The sequence below is a fragment of the Brevundimonas sp. NIBR11 genome, from assembly GCF_027912535.1.
GTDB lineage: Bacteria > Pseudomonadota > Alphaproteobacteria > Caulobacterales > Caulobacteraceae > Brevundimonas.
The window spans coordinates 680990-700515 of the sequence record NZ_CP115465.1 but is presented as its reverse complement, the minus strand read 5'-3'; the positions used below and the strand labels follow the sequence as shown (position 1 = coordinate 700515).

The 19526-nt window shown below is 68.8% G+C and carries 16 protein-coding genes; 10 read left to right on the top strand and 6 right to left on the bottom strand.

The genetic code is table 11. From position 1 onward, the window contains the following. The first annotated feature begins 47 nt into the window (after positions 1–47). On the top strand, positions 48–1856 hold the full coding sequence (locus O5O43_RS03345; RefSeq protein WP_271085504.1) for an autotransporter assembly complex family protein: 1809 nt from the start codon (positions 48–50) through the stop codon (positions 1854–1856). After that, complete coding sequence (locus O5O43_RS03340) at positions 1853–6163, top strand: translocation/assembly module TamB domain-containing protein (protein WP_271085503.1); 4311 nt, start codon at positions 1853–1855, stop codon at positions 6161–6163. The genes O5O43_RS03345 and O5O43_RS03340 overlap by 4 nt, the downstream gene beginning before the upstream one ends. On the opposite strand, the gene O5O43_RS03335 is transcribed toward O5O43_RS03340, so the two are convergent. Continuing rightward, positions 6160–6672 (bottom strand): hypothetical protein, encoded by a 513-nt coding sequence (locus O5O43_RS03335; protein ID WP_271085502.1) that lies wholly within the window; start codon positions 6670–6672, stop codon positions 6160–6162. The two genes, O5O43_RS03340 and O5O43_RS03335, sit on opposite strands and share 4 nt — an antisense overlap. An 837-nt stretch (positions 6673–7509) precedes the next feature. On the opposite strand from O5O43_RS03335, the gene O5O43_RS03330 reads away from it, so the two are divergent. Genes O5O43_RS03330 through astB form a run of 4 tightly spaced genes read left to right on the top strand, consistent with a single transcriptional unit; the run spans position 7510 to position 12558 of the window. Continuing rightward, entirely contained in the window at positions 7510–8760 is a 1251-nt protein-coding gene (locus O5O43_RS03330; protein ID WP_271085501.1) for a hydrolase, read from the top strand. Between the two features lie 2 nt (positions 8761–8762). Further along, positions 8763–9770 carry an arginine N-succinyltransferase gene (locus tag O5O43_RS03325; protein WP_271085500.1) on the top strand — a complete coding sequence of 336 codons (1008 nt, stop codon included), beginning with the start codon at positions 8763–8765 and terminating at the stop codon, positions 9768–9770. After that, a complete protein-coding gene (astD, locus tag O5O43_RS03320) occupies positions 9767–11230 on the top strand; it encodes a succinylglutamate-semialdehyde dehydrogenase (RefSeq protein WP_271085499.1) in 1464 nt (487 codons plus the stop codon). The genes O5O43_RS03325 and astD overlap by 4 nt, the downstream gene beginning before the upstream one ends. Further along, positions 11227–12558 carry an N-succinylarginine dihydrolase gene (gene astB / locus O5O43_RS03315; RefSeq protein ID WP_271085498.1) on the top strand — a complete coding sequence of 444 codons (1332 nt, stop codon included), beginning with the start codon at positions 11227–11229 and terminating at the stop codon, positions 12556–12558. Before astD ends, astB begins: the two co-directional genes overlap by 4 nt. 51 nt (positions 12559–12609) lie before the next feature. Here the strand turns inward: astB and O5O43_RS03310 are convergent, their stop codons facing one another. Then, positions 12610–13245 (bottom strand): class I SAM-dependent methyltransferase, encoded by a 636-nt coding sequence (locus tag O5O43_RS03310; protein WP_271085497.1) that lies wholly within the window; start codon positions 13243–13245, stop codon positions 12610–12612. 126 nt (positions 13246–13371) lie between these two features. Between O5O43_RS03310 and O5O43_RS03305 the strand changes: the two genes are divergently transcribed. The 3 genes from O5O43_RS03305 to O5O43_RS03295 are packed head-to-tail and all read left to right on the top strand — an operon-like array spanning position 13372 to position 15817. Continuing rightward, positions 13372–13902, top strand: coding sequence for a GNAT family N-acetyltransferase (locus tag O5O43_RS03305; protein WP_348637150.1), 531 nt, complete (start codon positions 13372–13374; stop codon positions 13900–13902). Between the two features lie 12 nt (positions 13903–13914). Beyond that, on the top strand, positions 13915–15225 hold the full coding sequence (locus tag O5O43_RS03300; RefSeq protein WP_271085496.1) for an MFS transporter: 1311 nt from the start codon (positions 13915–13917) through the stop codon (positions 15223–15225). Position 15226: 1 nt separating this feature from the next. Then, positions 15227–15817 carry a hypothetical protein gene (locus O5O43_RS03295; RefSeq protein WP_271085495.1) on the top strand — a complete coding sequence of 197 codons (591 nt, stop codon included), beginning with the start codon at positions 15227–15229 and terminating at the stop codon, positions 15815–15817. Here O5O43_RS03295 and O5O43_RS03290 read toward each other — a convergent pair. The 3 genes from O5O43_RS03290 to hspQ are packed head-to-tail and all read right to left on the bottom strand — an operon-like array spanning position 15814 to position 17384. After that, on the bottom strand, positions 15814–16152 hold the full coding sequence (locus tag O5O43_RS03290; protein ID WP_271085494.1) for a hypothetical protein: 339 nt from the start codon (positions 16150–16152) through the stop codon (positions 15814–15816). The genes O5O43_RS03295 and O5O43_RS03290 overlap by 4 nt on opposite strands. Then, positions 16149–17024 (bottom strand): phenylalanine 4-monooxygenase, encoded by an 876-nt coding sequence (gene phhA, locus O5O43_RS03285; protein ID WP_271085493.1) that lies wholly within the window; start codon positions 17022–17024, stop codon positions 16149–16151. The genes O5O43_RS03290 and phhA overlap by 4 nt, the downstream gene beginning before the upstream one ends. Before the next feature lie 45 nt (positions 17025–17069). Next, a complete protein-coding gene (gene hspQ / locus O5O43_RS03280; protein WP_271085492.1) occupies positions 17070–17384 on the bottom strand; it encodes a heat shock protein HspQ in 315 nt (104 codons plus the stop codon). A 148-nt stretch (positions 17385–17532) separates the two neighbouring features. On the opposite strand from hspQ, the gene O5O43_RS03275 reads away from it, so the two are divergent. Beyond that, entirely contained in the window at positions 17533–18654 is a 1122-nt protein-coding gene (locus O5O43_RS03275; RefSeq protein ID WP_271085491.1) for a Ppx/GppA phosphatase family protein, read from the top strand. Here O5O43_RS03275 and O5O43_RS03270 read toward each other — a convergent pair. After that, positions 18621–19526, bottom strand: coding sequence for a peptidylprolyl isomerase (locus O5O43_RS03270; protein ID WP_271085490.1), 906 nt, complete (start codon positions 19524–19526; stop codon positions 18621–18623). The two genes, O5O43_RS03275 and O5O43_RS03270, sit on opposite strands and share 34 nt — an antisense overlap.

The following is a 19526-nucleotide window of genomic DNA, read 5'->3' as shown; positions in this document are numbered from 1 at the left end:
GGCGAGCCCGGTCCAGCCGGGACCGTATCGCCGATCAGGGTTGAATATTGACGTCGAGGCTCATTCCCTTCCACCGCATCCCGCCCGCGCTCGCCGCGGCGGCCCTCGCCGTCGGCGCGGCGAGTGCTGCCTCGGCGGACCCGCGCGCCCAAATCCGGGGCGACCTCGACGCCGACCTGCGCACGGCCCTCGTCAGAGCCATCGGCGAGACGGACGGGCCACCGACCAACGGTTTCGACGCCCGCAGACGCGCCCGCGCCGCCGTGACCTCGGCTGAAGCCCTGTTGCGGTCGGAGGGCTACTACCAGCCGATCCTGACCGATATCGTCGAGGGCGATGAGAACCCTGTCGCCATCGTCGAGATCACGCCCGGGCCTCGCTTCGTCCTCACGGCCCCGACGATCCAGTGGGTCGCGCCGGAACCGGAACCCGACGTCATCCGCACCGCCCAGGCCGAACTCAAGCTTGAGCCCGGCGATCCCGGACGCGCGGCCGATGTCATCGCCGGCGAGGGCCGGATCATCGCCAGCCTGGCGCGGGAAGGCTATCCCGACGCCGTGACTCAGCCGCGTCGGGTCGTCGTCGATCACGCCGCCCTGACCGTCGCCCCAACCTTCAATATCAACTCCGGCCCTCTGGTCCGCCTGGACGGGGTCCACGTCGAGACGCGCGGCCCGACCAATCCGCAGTGGGTCATGGGTCTCGCGCCCTGGCATAAGGGCCAGCGCTACGATCCCGAACAGGTGGCCGAGTTGGAACGGCGGCTGCTGGAGACCGGCGTCTACGACGGCGTCGCCGTGGCTCTGACGCCGGCGGACCAGACGACGCCCGAGGGCAACCGCCCCGTCGTCGTAACCCTGACCGACCGGCCGCGCCGCATCCTTGAAGCGGGCGCCACCTTCTCGACCGCCGACGGGTCCGGCGTGAACGGGCTGTGGACCTGGTACAACCGTTTCGGCCGCGCCGACACCCTGCGGTTCGAGGCCCGTCTGGCGACCATCGACAGCCGCATCGGCGCCGATCTCAGCCTGCCGCACTGGCGGACGCCCGGCGAAACCCTGGCCCTGTCCGCCGCCGTTGTGAACGAGGACACAGACGCCTACATCCGCACCGCCGGCGTCCTGTCCGCCGACCTGCGCCAGCGCATCGGCAAGACCTCGTACTACAGTTATGGCCTGGGTCTCGACGCGGGCCGCTACAGCGAGAACCGGTTCGATCCGATCACCCAGGCGCCGATCAGCTTCGACCGCGACCTCGCCATCCTGACCGGCCGGGGCAGCGCCTATATCGACCAGTCGAACGACCCGTTGAACCCGACCACCGGCTGGCGGGTGACGGTCAATGTCCAGCCGACAGCGGTGACCGGCGAGGACACCATCCTGTTCCTCCGCGCCGAGGCTCAAGGGACCGCCTACATGCCGGTGCAAGACAACGCCCGCACGGTCTTGGCCGGTCGGATGCGGCTGGGCTCGATCATCGGCGGTGGCGAGCTCAGCGTGCCGTCGGATCGCCTCTTCTATTCGGGCGGCGGCGGTTCGGTGCGCGGCTACCAGTATCAGGGCGTCGGCCCACGCCTGCCTGACAATACGCCACGCGGCGGCATCTCCCTGTTCGAGGTCTCGGGCGAGGTGCGCCACGACCTTGGCAAGGGCTTCGGCGTGGTCGGATTCGTCGATGCCGGCGCCATCGGGTTCGCCGAGACGCCGGACTTCTCCAACCTGCGTTACGCCGTGGGCATCGGGGCCCGGTACAACCTGTCCTTCGGCCCGATCCGCGCCGACATCGCCTTCCCGCTCGACAAGCGCGAGGGCGATTCCAACTTTCAGGTCTATGTCAGCATCGGCCAGGCGTTTTGACCGATCCGACCCCCAAGCCCCCCCGGCGACTGCCGTCGGTCCGCAAGAAGAAGCCGGTCGAGATCATCGCGCCTGAGGAAATCGCCGCCGGGATCGAGACACCCGCTAAGGCCGAGAAGCGCCGTCCCACAAGGCTGCAGGCCGTGGCCTTCTTCGGCGGCTTCGCCCTTATCGGGCTGCTGGTGCTGACACTGGTTCTGGTGTTCGGGGGGCGGATGTATCTGGTCTCCGGACCAGGGCGCGAACTGGTCACCAGCTTCGTCGCCGGCAAGAAGATCAGCCGCTATGGCCGCATCAATGTCGAAGGTCTGCAGGGCGATCTGTTCGACGACTTCACACTGCGCCGCGTCACGATCACCGATGAAAAGGGCGTCTGGCTGGAGGCCCGCGACGTCCGTGTCGACTGGAGCTACTGGCCGCTGGTCACGCGCCGGTTCCACGCCAGCGAGATCACGGCGAAGTCGATCCGTTTGATCCGCCGCCCCGAGGTCGAACCGCCGGACGGCAAGCCGCCCCAGCCGATGCCGATCAGCATCGACATCGACCGGTTCACCGCCGACATCGAACTGCTGGAAGGCTTCTCCAAGGAGTACGGCCGCTGGCGGCTGACCGGCGACGCCCTGGTCCCCCGCGCCGGGAACAAGGGCGTCAACGTCAGCGCCTACAGCCTGAATCGGCCCGGCGACTTCCTGCGGGTGGCCGCGACCCTGGGCGCCAAGCCGGAAGACCTGCGTCTGAACCTGCGGGCCAGCGAGGCCCAGGGCGGGCCGCTGGCGGGATCACTTGGCTATTCGCCCGACCGGCCCTTCTTCGCCTCGGCCCTGGTCAACGGCGACATCGTCAACGCCGTGGTGCGGACGGGCGAGTTCACGCCCCTGACTGTCCGGGGTCGCTATGGCCCGGAAGGGTCGCGCATCTCGGGCTATTTCGATTTCAGCGGCTCGGATCTACTCGCGCCGTTCGTCGAGCGCATCGGTCGCACGGCCCGGTTCGGCTTCGCTACGATCCCGGCCTCCGACCGCAAAGGCGTTCAGGGCATGGCGTGGCAGCTGACGTCCGAGAACCTGCAGTCGACCGCCCAGGGCCTGATCGACATGACCGACCGCAGTGCGCCCGACGGCGTGGCCTTGTCGGTCTCGACCGGGTCGGTCACCCGGCTGGTCGGCGCGACCAGCGGCGGGGCGGCGATCTATGCCGGCGTTTTCACCGGCGACGCCGCGCGGTGGAAGCTGGACGGCGACGTCCGAATCGCGAACGCCAACCTCGCCAGCTACGTCGCCGGAGCGATCGCGGGGCCGCTCGACATCTCCGCCGACCGGGGCCGGATCGGGCTGGCGGGCGATCTGAGCGTCGCGGGCGGTCGGAGCGAGGGCATCGTGGGCGCTCTCCTCGGGGCCGCGCCGCGCCTCGCGTTCGAGGCGTCGCGCCTGACGGACGGCGCGATCCTCTTGCGGAAGATCGATGTGAAGGGTCAGGCCCTGATCCTGAACGGCTCCGGCGGACGCGGACTGACCGGCGGGCTAGGCTTCCGGGGACGGGCCGAGATCACCGACGTGGGTCGCATCCGGCCTGGAGCCCGTGGGACCTTCGGCGGACCGATCCAGGCGTCCTCGGCTCGCAGCGGCGCGCCCTGGGTCCTGACCTTCGACGGGCGAGGCGGACGGCTGGCCACCGGCATGGCTGAGTTGGACCGGCTGCTGGGCGCCACGCCCCGGTTGCAGCTCGCGGGTAACCTCGACGGCGGCAAGATCGCGATCGAGCAGGGCGTCCTGACGGGAGCGGCGGGCACGGCCTCGGCCCGGGGACTGATCGAGCCGCAGGGGCGTCTGAGGCTGGCCCTGGACTGGAACGCCCGCGGTCCCTTCGGCGTCGGGCCGGTGGCCATCGACGGGGCCATGACCGGCGAAGGCGCCCTGACCGGCACCCTCGCTCAGCCGCGTATCGACCTGACCGCAGCCTTCGGCAGCGTGAAGGCGGGGCCGCTGACCCTGACCGACGCCGACCTGGTGCTGAGCTTCCGCAAGGGCGCCGACGCCTCGGACGGGCGGGTCGTGATGACCGCCGGGTCGAACTACGGACCGGCCCGGGCGGCAGGGAACTTCTTCCTCGGCGGCAACCAGATCCGGCTTTCGGATGTGGACCTGAACGCCGGTGGCGTGACGGCGCAGGGAGCACTGGCGTTGGCGAACAATACGCCGTCGAGCGCCGACCTGACCTTCACCGCCAGACCGGGCGCCTTCCTGGCCTCAGGGACGGCGGATGGGCGCATCCGGTTGACGGAGGGGGCGGGCGACACGGCCATCGTCGATGTGACCGGCTCGAACATCCGCCTGGCCGGATCGACCTACGTGATCCGGACGATTGAGCTGGACGGCCGCGGCACGCTGAACCGGCTGCCGTTCACGGTGAAGGCCGATGTGGGCGGCGGAACCCCGGTGTCGTTCGACGGATCCGGCGTCTACTCGCGCCGGGGCGAGGCCCAGAGCGTGACCCTGAGCGGGGCCGGCAAGGTGCGGGACGTCGCCTTCTCCACCCGTAATCCGGCGGTGATCGCCCTGGCCGGAGACGGACGGGTGGCCCGTTTGGACCTGTCGGTCGGAGGCGGCGTGCTGATGGGCGAGGTGCGTCAGGATTCCGACGCCGCCGTGATCCAGGCCGACCTGACCAGCGTCGAACTGGGCTCCATCGCGCCGGACCTGAGGGGGCGGGTCACCGGCCGCATCTCGCTGCGGGGGTCGGGCGACGACCTGTCGGGGTCGGCAAACGTCAACCTGGCCCAGTTGCGCAGCGTGGATGCGCCGAGAGGGCTGTCGGTCGATGGCGCGGTCACCGCGACCCTGGTCAACGACACGCTGCGGATCCAGGCCAATGCGGCCGGGACCGATGCGGTCAGGGCCACGGCCGATGTCACCCTGCCGGTCGAGGCGTCGGCCGCGCCGCTGCGGCTGGCCATCGCCCGAACCCGGCCCATGTCGGGCGAGGTCGATGTGCAGGGCCAGATCCAGCCGATCTGGGACGTCTTCTTCGGCGGCGAGCGGACCCTGGCCGGACAGGTCGACGGGTCGGCGACGCTGGGCGGGACCCTGGCCGCGCCCCTCATCAACGGGCGGCTGAACCTGGAGAACGGACGGTTCCGCGACAACGGGGTTGGGCTGACGCTCGACGACATGACGTTGAACAGCCGGTTCGACGACACGACGGCCCTGATCCAGACCTTCACCGCCACCGACGGGTCGGGCGGGACGGTGTCGGGCGACGGCCGGATCGGACTGCGCGAAGGGTCGGGGTCGAATTTCGAGCTGGCCCTGACGCGCTTCAAGATCATCGACAACGACATCGCCGAAGGTCGGGCGTCGGGTCCGTTGACCGTGGTCCGCGCCGCCGACGGCAACATTCAGCTGGCCGGCGAGATCGTCATCGACGAGGCCCGGATCGAGGCCAATCCGCCGGGGTCGAGCGGCATCGTCGGCATGGACGTCGTCGAGATCAACCGCCCAGGCGGCGATCCGGTCGAGGCCGAAGACAACAGCCGCAGTCGAGGGCCGCAGATCGGCATGGACATCCGCCTGCGGTCGCGGGGCGGCAATGTGCAGGTCGCGGGTCGGGGCCTGAATGTCCTCCTCAATGTGAACGCCCGGGTCCGGGGCACGATCGCCCAGCCGCAACTGACCGGGACCGCCAATGTGGTGCGCGGCGACTACGAGTTCGCCGGCAAGCGGTTCGTCTTCGACGACCGGGGCTCGGTCTCGCTGTCGACCGATCCGAACCGTATCCGGCTGAACCTGTCGGCGGTGCGCGAGGATCCGGCCCTGACGGCGACGATCCGGGTGACCGGGACGGCGGCGCGGCCCGAAATCCTGCTGACCTCGACCCCTGCCCTGCCCCAGGACGAGATCCTGTCGCAGGTGCTGTTCGGCCGCTCGGCGTCCCAGCTGTCGCCTTTCGAGGCGGCTCAGCTGGCGGCGGGCGTCGCGTCCCTGGCGGGCGGCGGCGGGTTCGATGTGATCGGAAACTTGCGCGAACTGGCCGGCCTGGACCGGCTGTCGTTCGGGGGCGAGGCCTCGGCCCTGACGGTGGCCGGCGGGCGCTACATCACCGACGACGTCTACCTGGAGATCATCGGCGGCGGCGAAGGCGGGGCGGCGGTGAACGTGGAGTGGCAGGTCCGCAGGAACCTGGCCATCAGCTCCGAGTTCGGCGGACAGGGCGACGCCACCTTGTCGATCCGCTGGCGCCGCCAATCCCGCGTGCCCGGCACGGGCGCACAGGACCGACGGCCCAATCGGTCAGATCAGGATGCCGACTAGCGCGCCTGCTCCATCTGGATGCGGTCCAGCGCCTTGATGCCCTTCAGGCCGGTGACGTGAAGCACGACCTGGATGACCATGATCACCAGCGACAGGGCGATCTGCCAGGCCGGGATGTGCGGCATGTTCGGCATGGAGCCGGCCAGAAGCGGCGTCGCGGCGGTCGAGACGATCCCGTAGGCCAGAAGGACCAGGAACAGGATGGCGATGAACTTGCCCGGACGGCGCCACTGGACGAAGCCGAAGATCACCTGAAGCAGGACCATGAAGCCGGCCGTGTACATGGCGATCTGACTGGCGGCCTGCATCTGGGCCTGGCCCAGTTCGCCGCCGCCGGCGTTGGCCATGGCGTCCTGCATGATCTGCGGATTGGCGAAGGTCCAGGCCAGGCCGACCAGGCCGACGACGACGCCGATCATGATCGAGATCGCGCTGGCCTTCGCCGCGCGTTCGGCCTCGGCCTCGGTCGTGATCGGGGTCGAGGGGTTCATCGCTTTCAGCCAGCTCATGTGTCGTTCCTCCAAGATGACAAGTGAGTTTTACATGGGTGGAAGGCGTGTGCAACTGCGACGGTTCGATCCTTCTCCCTTCCCCACGGCGGGGAGGGTCCTCGCGCAGCGAGGGGGTGGGGGCGAAAGGGTCACGCGGCGACGGGCTGTACGTGAGCCTTGCCTTGCCGTCCCCACCCGACCTCCGCTCCGCTCCGGCCACCCTCCCCCGAGGGGGAGGGAGATACTGATGTTCAGACACGCCTCATCGCTCCTCCGCTGCGAACGGGTTGGGGAAGTCGACGGAGCCTGGGCGGTCGCCCGGAACCGAGGTGGCCCCCTGCTTTCGCGTTACGGGGACCGATGAAATGTTTTTCGGCTCGCGCCGAGGCTCCGTCCCCGACCGGGTCCGCGAGCGTCCCCCAGCGGGTGTACGGACACCCCGGGAGGGCCGGTCTCTCCGCCTCGGCGAAGGTCGGCACAGGTCCCGGGTCCTTTGGACCCTCAGGCGATAGGCCCGCGACGGGCGGCGGGCTCAGGCCCGCCGGGCTCCGAGGTTTCACGCCCCTCGGACATTCGCTTCGGGAGCCAAATCGTTGGCTCCCTCCACTACTACCCGCTACGATCGGCCCCGCCGCACGTCCGGGTCCTGGGCCCAGGACGCCTTCCCCAACGACGGGATGCGAGCAGTGTAACGGAGGAATCCAGGGCGCCTGCGATAAAGGCCTTAATCAGAGCCGGGCGTTGAATTCGTTGGTCGAATTCGGGTGTCCGTTGATGGGTATGGCGCAGACAACCCTCTCCCGCCGGGAGGGTGACCGCTTCACCTTTCCGCCCGGCACGGCTAAACATCCCGGGATGCGGATTCTCCCACAGGATCAGGCCGCCCTCGACCTGGTCGGGCGGGGCGAGGCCGATCTGATCGACCGCGCGGTGCGGTGGGCGAACGTCAACTCCGGCAGCGATCATGCGGATGGGCTCCAGACCATGCTGGGACTGCTGGAGGCCGAGGCGGCGACACTGCCGGCCGAGGTCCGGCGCATTCCGACGCAGGGGTTCTCGACGGTCGGTGACGACGGGGCGGTAAAGCCTCAGGCGCGGGCCGATGCGCTGAAGATCACGGCGCGGCCGGAGGCGCCGATCCAGGTCGTGCTGACCGGGCACTATGACACCGTCTATTCGGCGGACAGCGCGTTTCAGAGCGTGGCGACGCGGCCCGACGGGGCCCTGAACGGGCCGGGGATCGCCGACATGAAGGGCGGGATTTCGGTGATGCTGGGGGCGTTGGCGGCGTTCGAGACCCATCCGGAACGCGAGCGGGTCGGCTGGACCGTGCTGCTTTCGCCGGACGAGGAGATCGGGTCGCCGGCCTCGGCGCCGCTGCTGGCCGAACTCGGCGCGCGCGGGCATGTGGGGATGACCTATGAGCCGGCGCTGGCGGACGGGACCCTGGCGGGGGCGCGTAAGGGCAGCGGGAATTTCCACCTGATCGTCACTGGCAAGGCGGCCCATGCGGGCCGGGCCTTCCACGAGGGGGCGAATGCGGTCGCGGGCGCGGCGATGATCGCGGCGGCCCTGCACGGGCTCAATGGGCGGCGCGAGGGGGTGACGGTCAATGTGGCGCGCATCGCCGGCGGCGGGCCTCTGAACGTCGTGGCCGACAATGCGGTCGTGCGTTTCAATGTGCGGGTTCCTGATGCGCAGAGCGCGGCCTGGGTCGTCGATGCGATCCAGGAGATCGTCGCCGCGCCGCCGTTCGAGGGGCTGAGCCTGAACCTGCACGGCGGGATGACGCGGGCGCCCAAGCCGATGGATGCGTCGCAGACGGCCCTGTTCGAGGCGGTGCGGGAGACCGGCGCGCTGCTGGGTCAGGCCATCGCCTGGTCCCCGTCGGGCGGGGTGTGCGAGGGCAACAATCTGCATGCGGCGGGCCTGCCCAACATCGATACGCTGGGCGTGCGCGGCGGGCTGATCCATTCGTCGGAAGAGTTCGCCTGGCCCGACAGCTTCGTCGAGCGGGCGTCGTTGTCCTGTCTGATGCTGTGCAAGATCGCGTCGGGCGAGATCGATGCGGAGCGGCTGAAACGGCTGCGTCTGGAGACCCTGTAAGCATGCTCGTCGTTCGTCCCGCCGGCCCCGCCGACCTCGATCATCTGCTGGAACTGGCCATCCTGTCGGGGCCGGGGTTCACCAGCCTGCCCGAAGATCCGGACCAGTTGTCGGAGCGGCTGGACGTCAGCCGCGACAGCTTCACCGGCGGCCTGCCCGTGCAGGAGCGCTGGTTCACCCTGATGATGGAGGAGACCGACACCGGCGACGTCGACGGGATCGCCAGCGTCAAGGCGACGGTCGGGCTGAAGCGGCCGTTCTTCTCGTTCCGGATCTCGAACAATCCGGCGCAGTCGCCGTCGCTGGGAATCCGGCTGGATCACCAGACGCTGACGCTGGTCAACGAGTGCTCTGGATGGACCGAGGTGGGGTCGCTGTTCCTGAAGGCGGATCGGCGCAAGGGCGGCGCTGGGCGGTTGCTGTCGCAGTCGCGCTACATGCTGATCGGGGCCGAGCCTGCGCTCTTCGCCGAGACGGTGCTGGCCGAGCTGCGGGGGGTGTTCACGCCGGACGGCGCCTGTCCGTTCTGGGATCATGTGGCGCACAAATTCTTCCCCATGCCCTTCGACCAGGCGGACATGATGACGGGGTCGACGGACAAGCAATTCATCCTGGATTTGGCGCCGCGCCATCCGATCTATGTCGATCTGTTGCCCGAGCCGGCGCGGGCGGTGATCGGCAAGGTGCATCCGCAAGGGGTGGCGGCGATGGCGCTGCTGGAAAGCGAAGGGTTCCGGCCGAACGGGCTGGTGGACATCTTCGACGCCGGGCCGACGGTGACCTGTCCCCGGGATCACATCCGGACAGTGCGGGATGCGCGGCGGCTGGAGGTCGTGGTGACGGAAGAGTTCGAGGCGGAGCTGCCGGCGCTGGTCTCGACCGACAGCGTGGAGGCCTTCCGGGCCGTCAGGGCCAAGGCGCTGATCGAGGGGGAGACCGTGCATCTGTCGCCCGAGACGGCGGCGGCGCTGAAGGTGCGGGACGGCGATGTGGTGCGGGTGAAGTCATGAGCGACGGCAAACTCTATCTGAACGGCGCCTGGGTCGAGGGCGGGGGCGACGGGTTCGCCTCCTTCGATCCGGCGACCGAGGCGCGGGTCTGGCGCGGGAACGAGGCGTCGGGAGCGCAGGTGGCGGCGGCGGTCGAGGCGGCGCGGGCCGCCTTCCCAGACTGGGCCGACCGACCGCGCGCCGAGCGGATCGCGGCAATGAAACGGTATCAGGCCGTCTTGAAAGAGCGGGCGCCGGCGATGGCCGAAGCGATCAGCCGCGAGACCGGCAAGGCGCTGTGGGAGACCACCGCCGAGCTGGGGTCGATGGCGGGCAAGGTCGACATCTCTATCCGCGCCTATGACGAGCGGACCGGCGAACGGACGGCGGAGACGGCGTTCGGGTCGGCGACGCTGAGGCATCGGCCGCACGGGGTGGCTGCGGTGCTGGGACCGTTCAACTTTCCGGGCCATCTGCCGAACGGCCATATCGTGCCGGCCCTGCTGGCGGGGGACACGGTCGTGTTCAAGCCGTCGGAGGAGACGCCGCATACGGGTCAGCTGATGGCGGAATGCTTCGAGGAGGCGGGGCTGCCGGCCGGGGTGTTCAACCTGGTGCAGGGCGGACGCGACCTCGGCGCGGCCCTGCTGGACCAGCCGATCGATGCGCTGATGTTCACCGGGTCGGGCGCGGCAGGCGCGCATTTCCGACGCAAGTTCGCCGACAATCCGCATGTGATCCTGGCGCTGGAGCTGGGCGGCAACAATCCGCTGGTGGTCTGGGATGCAGCGGACGCAGAGGCCGTGGCCGGGATCGTGGTGCAGTCGGCCTTCGTGACGACGGGGCAGCGGTGTTCGTGCGCGCGGCGGTTGATCGTGCCGGAAGGGGCTCAGGGCGACGCCATCGTGGCGGCGGTGGATGCGCTGGTGGACCGGCTGATCTTCGGGGCCTGGGACCAGACGCCGGAGCCGTACGGCGGGCCGCTGATCTCGCAGCGGGCGGCGGAGCAGGCGCTGGCGGCGCTGCAGCAGCGGATCGATCGGGGGGCCAGGGTGATCCGGGGGTCGGGGCCGGTAGGGAATCTGCCGGGAGCCTTCGTGAAGCCGGCCATCATCGACGTGACCGGCGTCGACGTGCCGGACGAAGAGATGTTCGCGCCCTTCCTGTCGGTGACGCGGGTGGGCTCGTTCGAGGATGCGATCGAAGAGGCCAATGCGACGCGGTACGGGCTGTCGGCGGGGCTGGTCAGCGATGATCCGAAGAACTGGGACGTGTTCATCCGGCGGATCCGGGCGGGGGTGGTGAACTTCAATCGGCCGACGACCGGGGCGGCGGGCGACATGCCGTTCGGGGGGCTGGGCGACAGCGGCAACCACCGGCCGAGCGCCTGGTACGCCGCCGACTACTGCGCCTATCCGGTCGCCAGTTTCGAGGCGGGCGCGGTGAAGAACATCGAGGGCGAAATTCGGGGGCTTCGTTGAGCGCCGTCGAGGCCAATGCCGACGGGCTGATCGGGCCGACGCATTCCTATGCGGGGCTGAGCCCGGGGAATCTGGCGGCGAGCCTGAACGCGGGGCAGGCGTCGAATCCACGCGCGGCCGTGCTGCAGGGCCTCGACAAGATGAAGCGTCTGGCGGACCTGGGCCTGCCGCAGTTCGTCCTGCCGCCGCACGAGCGGCCGGACATCCCGTTCCTGAGGGGGCTGGGGATCACGGGCTCGGACGCCGCCGTGCTGGAGAAAGCCTGGAAGGACGCGCCGACCTTCGCGGCGGCGGCCTGTTCGGCCTCGCCGATGTGGGCGGCGAATGCGGCGACCGTGACGCCGTCAGCGGACAGCGCCGACGGGCGGGTGCATTTCACGCCGGCGAACCTGCATACGAACCTGCATCGGTCGCTGGAGCATCGGCAGACGAAGCGGGCGCTGGATGCGCTGTTCCCCGATCCGACCCGCTTCGCCGTGCATGACGCCCTGTGGCCGGTGGCGCATCTGGCGGACGAGGGGGCGGCCAATCATGTGCGGCTGTGCGCCGAGCATGGGGCGGAGGGGGTGAACCTGCTGGTCTGGGGGCGGGACGCCTTTGAGCCGTGGGACGGCCCCTACCCGGCCCGGCAGACGCGGCAGGCGTCGGAGGCGATCGCGCGGCGGCATGGGGCGGCGGGGGCGGTGCTGAGCCAGCAGTCGCGGGCGGCGATCGCCGGCGGGACCTTCCACAACGACGTGGTCTGCGTGGGCGCGCTGGACACCCTGTTCCATCATGAGCTGGCTTTCGAGGATACGGCCGGGACCCATGCGGCGATCCGGGTGGCGGCGAAGGGGTTCGAGCCCGTTTTCGTGGAGGTGTCGGAGGCGGACCTGCCGCTGGCTGATGCGATCTCGAGCTATCTGTTCAACTCCATGCTGGTCAGCCTGCCGGGCGAGGATCGGCTGACGCTGATCTGTCCGACGGAGACCCGGGACAATGCGCGAAGCCATGCGGTGGCGCAGGGACTGATCGCGTCGAACGGGCCCATCGGGCGGGTCGAGTATGTCGATGTGCGCCAGTCGATGCGGAACGGCGGCGGGCCGGCGTGTCTGAGGCTGCGGGTCGTGCTGACGGATGAGGAGTTGGCGGCCACCCATGCGGAGATGCGGTTGACCGAGGAACTGCACGGGGCGCTGAGCATCTGGGCGGCGACCTGGTATCGCGACGTCCTGGCGCCGAAGGACCTGGCCGATCCGGCCCTGATCGACGAGAGCCGGGGCGCGCTGGATGAGCTGACCGGCATTCTGGGACTGGGGTCCGGGTTCTATCCGTTCCAGCGAACTTGATATTCGAGCCTCATCTTGTCGGAGAACCGCCGACACCTTTCTGGATCAGGCTCAGCCCACGATCATCAGGTTGGTGATCAGGCCGGGGACGTAGTCGAAGCGGTGGGTCCTGGCCTGCGAGAAGCCTGCGAACTTCAGCCAGGCCTGGTCGGAGAGGTAGTTGATGTCGATGCGTTCGCGCACCGGCTGGAGCGGCCAGCCGAACTTGAGGACGTGGGGCTCCAGCCGGGTGGAGACGCAGGGGACGACCACTGCGAACCGTTTCGAGATGCGGCGGATTTCGGAGACGACCTCGCACAGATGCTCCATCGGCTCGATGTGTTCGAGGACGCCGAAGCTGACGGCAAGGTCGTAGAGGCCGTCGGGAACGTCGATGCGGGCGGCGTCGGACTGGATGAAGTTGAAGTTCGGCTGGTGCAGGTCGACGTCGACGATATCCACCCCCGTCAGGCGGTGGGGCGTGCCGGCGAGCGGGCGGATGAAGTCCTTGCCCGAACCGCAGCCTACATCAATGATCGACAGGCCGGGGCCGTCGAAGAAATCGACGCCCAGATGACGGCCCATGATCTCGATGCGGCGGCGCTTCAGACGCGCGGCCATGCCGGTGCGCCACCAGGCCGAGACGGCGTCGCGCCGCAGGCTGGGAGGAGCCTGGGTGGCGGCGAAGGTCTGATCGATATCGGTCACGGAGCGATCCTGCGACCGCCCTGTGCAGCCGGACCTCATACAACCTTAGGTCGATTGCGATAGCGTAAACGCCGCGATCCCGCCATGGGCAAGGGGTGATCGGGCTGATACCCAAGGGCCATGACCGTGCTGACGCATCGTATCGCCACCGAAGCCGACATTCCGGCGCTGGTCGCCTTGATGGACCTCGCCATCTCCGGGCCGCTGGCGAAATTCCTGTCGCCCGAGCAGATCGCCGCCAGCCGGGTACTGATGGGGCTGGACAGCCAGATCATCGCGGACCGGACCTATTTCATCGTCGAGGCGGACGGGGCGCCGGCCGCCTGCGGCGGCTGGAGCCGGCGGATTACGACCTATGGGGGCGATCACACGCCGGGACGCGCGCCCGAGCCGCTGACGCCCGGCGTCGATGCGGCACGCGTGCGGGCCATGTACACGCATCCCGACTTTATCAGACGCGGTATCGGCCGGATGATCCTGGACCTTTGCGAGGCGGCGGCGCGGGCCGAGGGCTACGACCGGGTCGAGCTGGTGGCGACCCTGGGCGGGGAGCCGCTGTATCTCACCGCCGGATATCAAGAGATCGAGCGGTTCGAGGACGATCGCGGCGGGGCGCCTGTGCCGCTCGTCCGCATGGGCAAGTCGATCATCGACTGATACGCAAAGGTCATGACCGAAGCGACCGCCGAGATGACCCCACCCCCAATGAGCCCGGGCCGCCGCCTGCGGAACATCATCGGCGGGTCGGCCGGCAATCTGGTCGAGTGGTTCGATTGGTACGCCTATGCGGCCTTCACCCTGTATTTCGCGCCGGTCTTCTTCCCTGAGGGCGACGACACGGCGCAGTTGCTGGCGACGGCGGCCATCTTCGCGGTCGGCTTCCTGATGCGGCCCGTGGGGGCCTGGGTCATGGGGGTCTATGCGGACCGGAAGGGGCGCAAGGCCGGGCTGACCCTGTCGGTCAGCCTGATGTGCGCGGGGTCGCTGATCATCGCCTGCACGCCCGGATATGCGACCATCGGCATCGCGGCCCCTGCCCTGCTCCTCATCGCGCGGATGATGCAGGGGTTGAGCGTCGGCGGAGAATACGGATCCAGCGCCACCTATCTGTCGGAAATGGCGACGGCGAAGCATCGCGGCTTCTGGTCCAGCTTCCAGTATGTGACGCTGATCTCGGGGCAGCTGCTGGCGCTGGCGTTGCTGATCGTGTTGCAGCGGACGCTGGGCGAAGCGGCCTTGTCGGAATGGGCGTGGCGCATTCCCTTCTTCGTCGGGGCGGCGCTGGCGGTGATCGTCTTCTGGCTGCGTCGCAGGCTGGACGAGACGCGGGCCTTCCAGGCGGAGGAGACGCGGGCGGCGCCGAAATCCAGCGCGCTGGAGCTGGTGCTGAGGCACCCGAAGGAGGCGCTGATCGTCATCGGCCTGACGGCCGGGGGGACGCTCGCCTTCTATACCTACACGACCTATCTGCAGAAATTTCTGACCAACACCTCGGGCTTCTCCAAGGCCCAGGCGACCGAGATCTCGGCGGCGGCCCTGTTCATCTTCATGCTGCTGCAGCCGTTGGTGGGGGCGCTGTCGGACAGGATCGGCAGGAAGCCGGTGATGATCGCGTTCGGGGTGCTGGGGCTGTTGCTGACCGTGCCGATCATGTCGACCCTGGCGGTGACGACCCATCCGACGGCGGCGTTCGGCCTGTCGCTTTTGGCCCTGGTGATCGTCAGCGGGTACACCTCGATCAACGCCGTGGTGAAGGCCGAGTTGTTCCCCGCTCATATCCGCGCACTTGGCGTCGCCCTGCCCTACGCCATCGCCAATGCTGCGTTCGGCGGGACGGCGGAATACGTCGCCCTGTGGTTCAAGCTGGACGGGCGCGAGAGCCTGTATTTCTGGTACGTCACCGGGATGATCGGGGTGTCGCTGATCACCTATGTCCTGATGCGGGATACCAAGTCGAGAAGCCTGATCGCAGAGGATTGAGATGGACCGGTTCGAATATCTGATCGGCCTGGTGTCCCTCATCGTCGGTCTCGGCCTCGCCGATATCGCCATCAGCCTGCACCGCCTGATCAAGCACCGCAGCCGTGTCCGGTGGGATGGTCTAGCGATGGCTACCGCAGCCTTCGCGGCCGTCACCATGGTCTGGATTTGGTACAATATCTGGTCGCTGCGCGATTTCACGGGGACCGGCGGGTTCCTGTTCTACCTGACGCTGCTGATCGAGATGTTTCTGCTGTTCCTGGCAGCGGCGGCTTGCCTCCCAGACGAGAGCGAGCTTTCGGAACCGGGCGGCTGGGATCTGACGGCCTACTACGCGCGGTCGCATGGCTACATCTGGACCGTGATGGCCCTGTTCCATGCGTCCTATCTGATCCATTGGATCTACCTGGGGGTCGGATACGGTCTGACGATGCGGTTGATGCTCGAGCACTGGGCCCAAGTCCTGATGACGCTGGCGCCGGTCGCGATTTGCGCAGCCCTGATCTTCGCAAGCGCACGGCGGCTGCAATGGGGACTGCTGGTCGTCCTGACGCTCGTCAAGATCGCCCCGATCTGGAACCAGACCCTCTAGTTGGCGGGGGTCGCTGGCGCGGGCGCTGCGGGCGCAGCCGCCGGTGCGGTCGGAGCTGCCTCGTCGCCCTCGTTCAGATAGACCACGCGGCATTCGCCATCGACGGTGGTATAGCGGCCGTTCGAGGCATCGACGAAGGCCAGGCGACCCTCGTCGCTGTATTCGACCTTGCCGGTCGAACGGCCTGAGAAAGTCTCGGTCCCGTAGGTCCAGCAGGTGATGTCGGCGGGCTTGTCGCCCCAGGTCGCGGCGTTGCGGGCGCGCTTGGATTCCGTGCAGGCGGTGGCAGCGATTCCCACCCAGGCGATCAGGACGAGGGTCAAGATGCGCGTCATGCCGCGAACCTTCCGCCCTTGTGGGCATAGGCCTGGGTGCCGTGGGTGATGACCCGGTCGTAGGGCAGGATGGTTTCGATGCCGATGTCCGACGCGCCTTTCAGACGCTCGTAGATGGGGCCGAAGTCCTCGAGCGTGGCGTCGTTCAGGGCCTCGATCGAGGGGATGACGAAATAGACCTGCTGGAAGTCGTCGATGCGGTAGTCGGTCCGCATGATCCGCTCCAGGTCGAAGGCGATGCGGTTGGGCGACGGATCCTCGAGCGAGAAGACGCTCTCGGTCGCCGAGGAGACGATGCCGGCGCCGTAGATGCGCAGGCCCTCGCCCTCGTCCATCAGGCCGAACTCGACTGTGTACCAATACAGGCGCGCGAGATTCTTGAGCATGCCCAGGCTCTGGGCGCGCTGGCCGCCCTTGCCGTAGGCCTGCATGTAGTCGGCGAAATCGGGGTCGGTCAGCATCGGGACGTGGCCGAAGACGTCGTGGAAGATGTCCGGCTCCTGGAGGTAGTCCAGCTGGTCCGGCTTCCGGATGAACTGGCCCGAAGGGAAGCGGCGGTTGGCCAGGTGGTCGAAGAAGACCTCGTCGGGAACGAGGCCCGGCACGCAGACCACGGTCCAGCCGGTCAGGGCCTTCAGCTTCGGGTTCAGGATGGCGAAGTCGGGGATGCCGCCGGTGTTGAGGTCGAGCGCCTGCAAGCCCTTCATGAAGGCGTTGGAGGCGCGGCCGGGCAGGATCTCCATCTGGCGGGCGTAGAGCGTGTCCCAGGTGTCATGCTCGACCTCGGTATAGGCGCGCCAGTTCTGAGAAATCGTCCAGTCGGCGGCCGCGCCTTCGGGCGGGGATTCAAAGACGTGTTCGAAATCAGACATGACGGGCTCCTTGAGCGCCAGTCTAGAGGCGGGCCGCGTCGGGGGCTAGTGGATCGGCTGGGCGCGGGGCGCGATGTGGCCGAGACCGTCCATGGCGAACCAGCGCGCCTGTTCATCCTCCGACAGGGGAGCGATGTCGGGGTCGTGCTCCAGCACGTCCTCGGCGGCGTAGATCAGGAAGCCGGCGCTCTCGCCCATGGCCAGGACGCGATAGAAGGGCTGATCGCGGTCGTCCGGTCCGGGCTCTCCGTCCGGACCGGCATAGGCGGCGTCGACGTCGACGATGACGCCGCGGAAGGACGCCTCGCGGTGACGCACGATCTGGCCGAGGCCGAATTTCGCGGTGTGGGAACGAGTCATGCCGGAAAGATACGACCCGTAGGCTGAGCAATATGCCCGTGGTTTCGTTCATCTTCGTGTCAGACAGGCTTGGCGCGGATGGACTTCCAAGGCTAGGTTGATCAGGACGGGCGCCCGTCTCGGTTGCGCCCACATGAAAGCACGGCCCATGCCGGACCCCGACGGCGCGCCAAGGCGGCGCGACGAGCGGTCCCGGGTTCAACGGGCGTCTAATCGGGATGCGTCGGGTCGCGACGCGCCCGTGTTCGGCGCACTGGATCTGGGGACCAACAATTGCCGGCTCCTGATCGCGCGTCCGGCGCGAGCCGGTTTCCGCGTGGTCGACAGCTTCAGCCGCATCGTCCGGCTGGGCGAAGGTTTGTCGCGGACCGGGCGGCTGGACGACGCGGCGATGGACCGGGCCTATGACGCCCTGGCGCTTTGCGCCGAGCGGGTCGTGCGGCGCGGCGTCGATTCGGTCCGCCTGAGCGCGGTGGCGACCCAGGCCTGTCGTCAGGCCGAGAACGGTCAGGAATTCATCGACCGGGTGCGCAAGGGCACGGGTCTGCGTCTGCGGATCATCGACCCCGCGGAAGAGGCCCGGCTGTCGGTCGAAGGCTGCCTGAATTTGTTCGACCCGAGGGCCGAGGCCGTGCTGGTCATCGACGTCGGCGGGGGTTCGACGGAGTTGTCCTGGCTGAGGAAGTCGGGGACGGAGATGAAGACCGTGGCCTGGATGTCCGCGCCGCTGGGCGTCGTGACCCTGGCCGAGCGGCATCCGGAGCCGGAGGGCTCGGGAGAAGACTGGTACGAGGCGATGGTCGCGGACATGGGCGCGGCCCTGGCGGCGGGTCAGTTCGACGATGCGGAGTTCCGACGGCTGTTCGCTGCGAACCGGGGGCATCTGGTCGGAACGTCCGGGGCGATCACCAGTCTGGCGGGGGTGCACCTGAACCTTCGGCGCTATCAACGGGATCGGGTCGACGGGCTGTGGATGACGCGGGCCGAGTGCGACGCGGCGGCGGATCGGCTGAAGGCCATGGGGCCCAAGGGACGGGCGGCGGAGGCCTGTATCGGGCCGGACCGGGCCGATCTCGTTCTGGCGGGGGCCGCGATCCTGGACGCCGTGCAGCGAGCCTGGCCCTCAGAGCGGGTGCGGGTCGCCGACCGGGGTCTGCGAGAAGGCCTCTTGCTGCAGCAGATGCGCGAGGCCCGGAAGCCTCAGAAGCGGCGGCGGGGGCGTGGTCGCGGCCGCGGTCAGAGCGCCGGGGCGGGCGCTCCGGAGACCTGAACCGGCAGGACGATGTCGCAGATGGAGAAGTCGGCGCCCCTCGCCTCGCGCACGCCGTCGGCCAGGGTGCGGAAGGCGGCCGATGCCGGGTCCAGCACCTGAACCACCGGTCGCTCTGCTTCGGGCAGGTCCGAGGCGATGCGGACGCGGATCATGCGATCCGGATCGGCCGTGACCGCGCCGTTGTCGCCGTCGCCCACCTTGATGGCGCGCACGACGTCGAGGCCGGACACCACATTGCCCCAGACGGTGTAGCGCTTGTCCAGCGCCGGATAGGGCTGGCGCATCAGGAAGAATTGGGAGTTGGCGCTGTCGGGGTTGTCGTCGCGGGCCATGCCGGCGACGCCCGGACAATAGGCGCCCCAGCCGTGAACCTTGTGATCGCCGGTCGTGGCCATCAGCGAGGTCGGCTGGGTCTGGATCGGCAGGCTGTTCATGAAGCCCAGCATGGCGCCGGCGGGCGAGGCGACGGGGGTGAAGGGCGTCTCCGGCCCGCGCCGGAAGGTGAACTCGCCCTTGATGTCGGGATAGGGGCTCTGGCCTTCGCCATTGCCGAGCGGATCGCCGGTCTGGGCCATGAAGCCGTCGATGACGCGGTGGAAGGTGATGCCGTCGAAGAAGTTACGGCGGGTCAGAAGCCGCATCCGCTCGACGTGCAGCGGCGCGGCCTCGGGCGCCAGTTCAACCAGGATCCGCCCCCGGTTGGTGTCGATGATCATCAGGTTGTCGGCCGGGACGGTGCGCCAGTCCGCAGAGGCCTGGGCCGGGGCCTGGGCCGGAGCGGCGACCGGGGCGGTGGCCGCCGTTTCCTGGGCCTGGGCGGCGGGCGCGGCCGCCAGAACCAGACCGATCGTCAGAGCTTTCAACCGCAT

Bases quoted from the DNA above. Each gene is read 5' to 3' on its own strand.
- O5O43_RS03330 (WP_271085501.1), top strand. From the start codon at position 7,510: ATGCGGATTCTCCCACAGGATCAGGCCGCCCTCGACCTGGTCGGGCGG.
- O5O43_RS03270 (WP_271085490.1), bottom strand. From the start codon at position 19,526: ATGCGGTTGAAAGCTCTGACGATCGGTCTGGTTCTGGCGGCCGCGCCC.
- astD (WP_271085499.1), top strand. From the start codon at position 9,767: ATGAGCGACGGCAAACTCTATCTGAACGGCGCCTGGGTCGAGGGCGGG.
- hspQ (WP_271085492.1), bottom strand. From the start codon at position 17,384: ATGACTCGTTCCCACACCGCGAAATTCGGCCTCGGCCAGATCGTGCGT.
- O5O43_RS03335 (WP_271085502.1), bottom strand. From the start codon at position 6,672: ATGAGCTGGCTGAAAGCGATGAACCCCTCGACCCCGATCACGACCGAG.
- O5O43_RS03295 (WP_271085495.1), top strand. From the start codon at position 15,227: ATGGACCGGTTCGAATATCTGATCGGCCTGGTGTCCCTCATCGTCGGT.
- phhA (WP_271085493.1), bottom strand. From the start codon at position 17,024: ATGTCTGATTTCGAACACGTCTTTGAATCCCCGCCCGAAGGCGCGGCC.
- O5O43_RS03275 (WP_271085491.1), top strand. From the start codon at position 17,533: ATGCCGGACCCCGACGGCGCGCCAAGGCGGCGCGACGAGCGGTCCCGG.
- O5O43_RS03290 (WP_271085494.1), bottom strand. From the start codon at position 16,152: ATGACGCGCATCTTGACCCTCGTCCTGATCGCCTGGGTGGGAATCGCT.
- O5O43_RS03325 (WP_271085500.1), top strand. From the start codon at position 8,763: ATGCTCGTCGTTCGTCCCGCCGGCCCCGCCGACCTCGATCATCTGCTG.
- O5O43_RS03300 (WP_271085496.1), top strand. From the start codon at position 13,915: ATGACCGAAGCGACCGCCGAGATGACCCCACCCCCAATGAGCCCGGGC.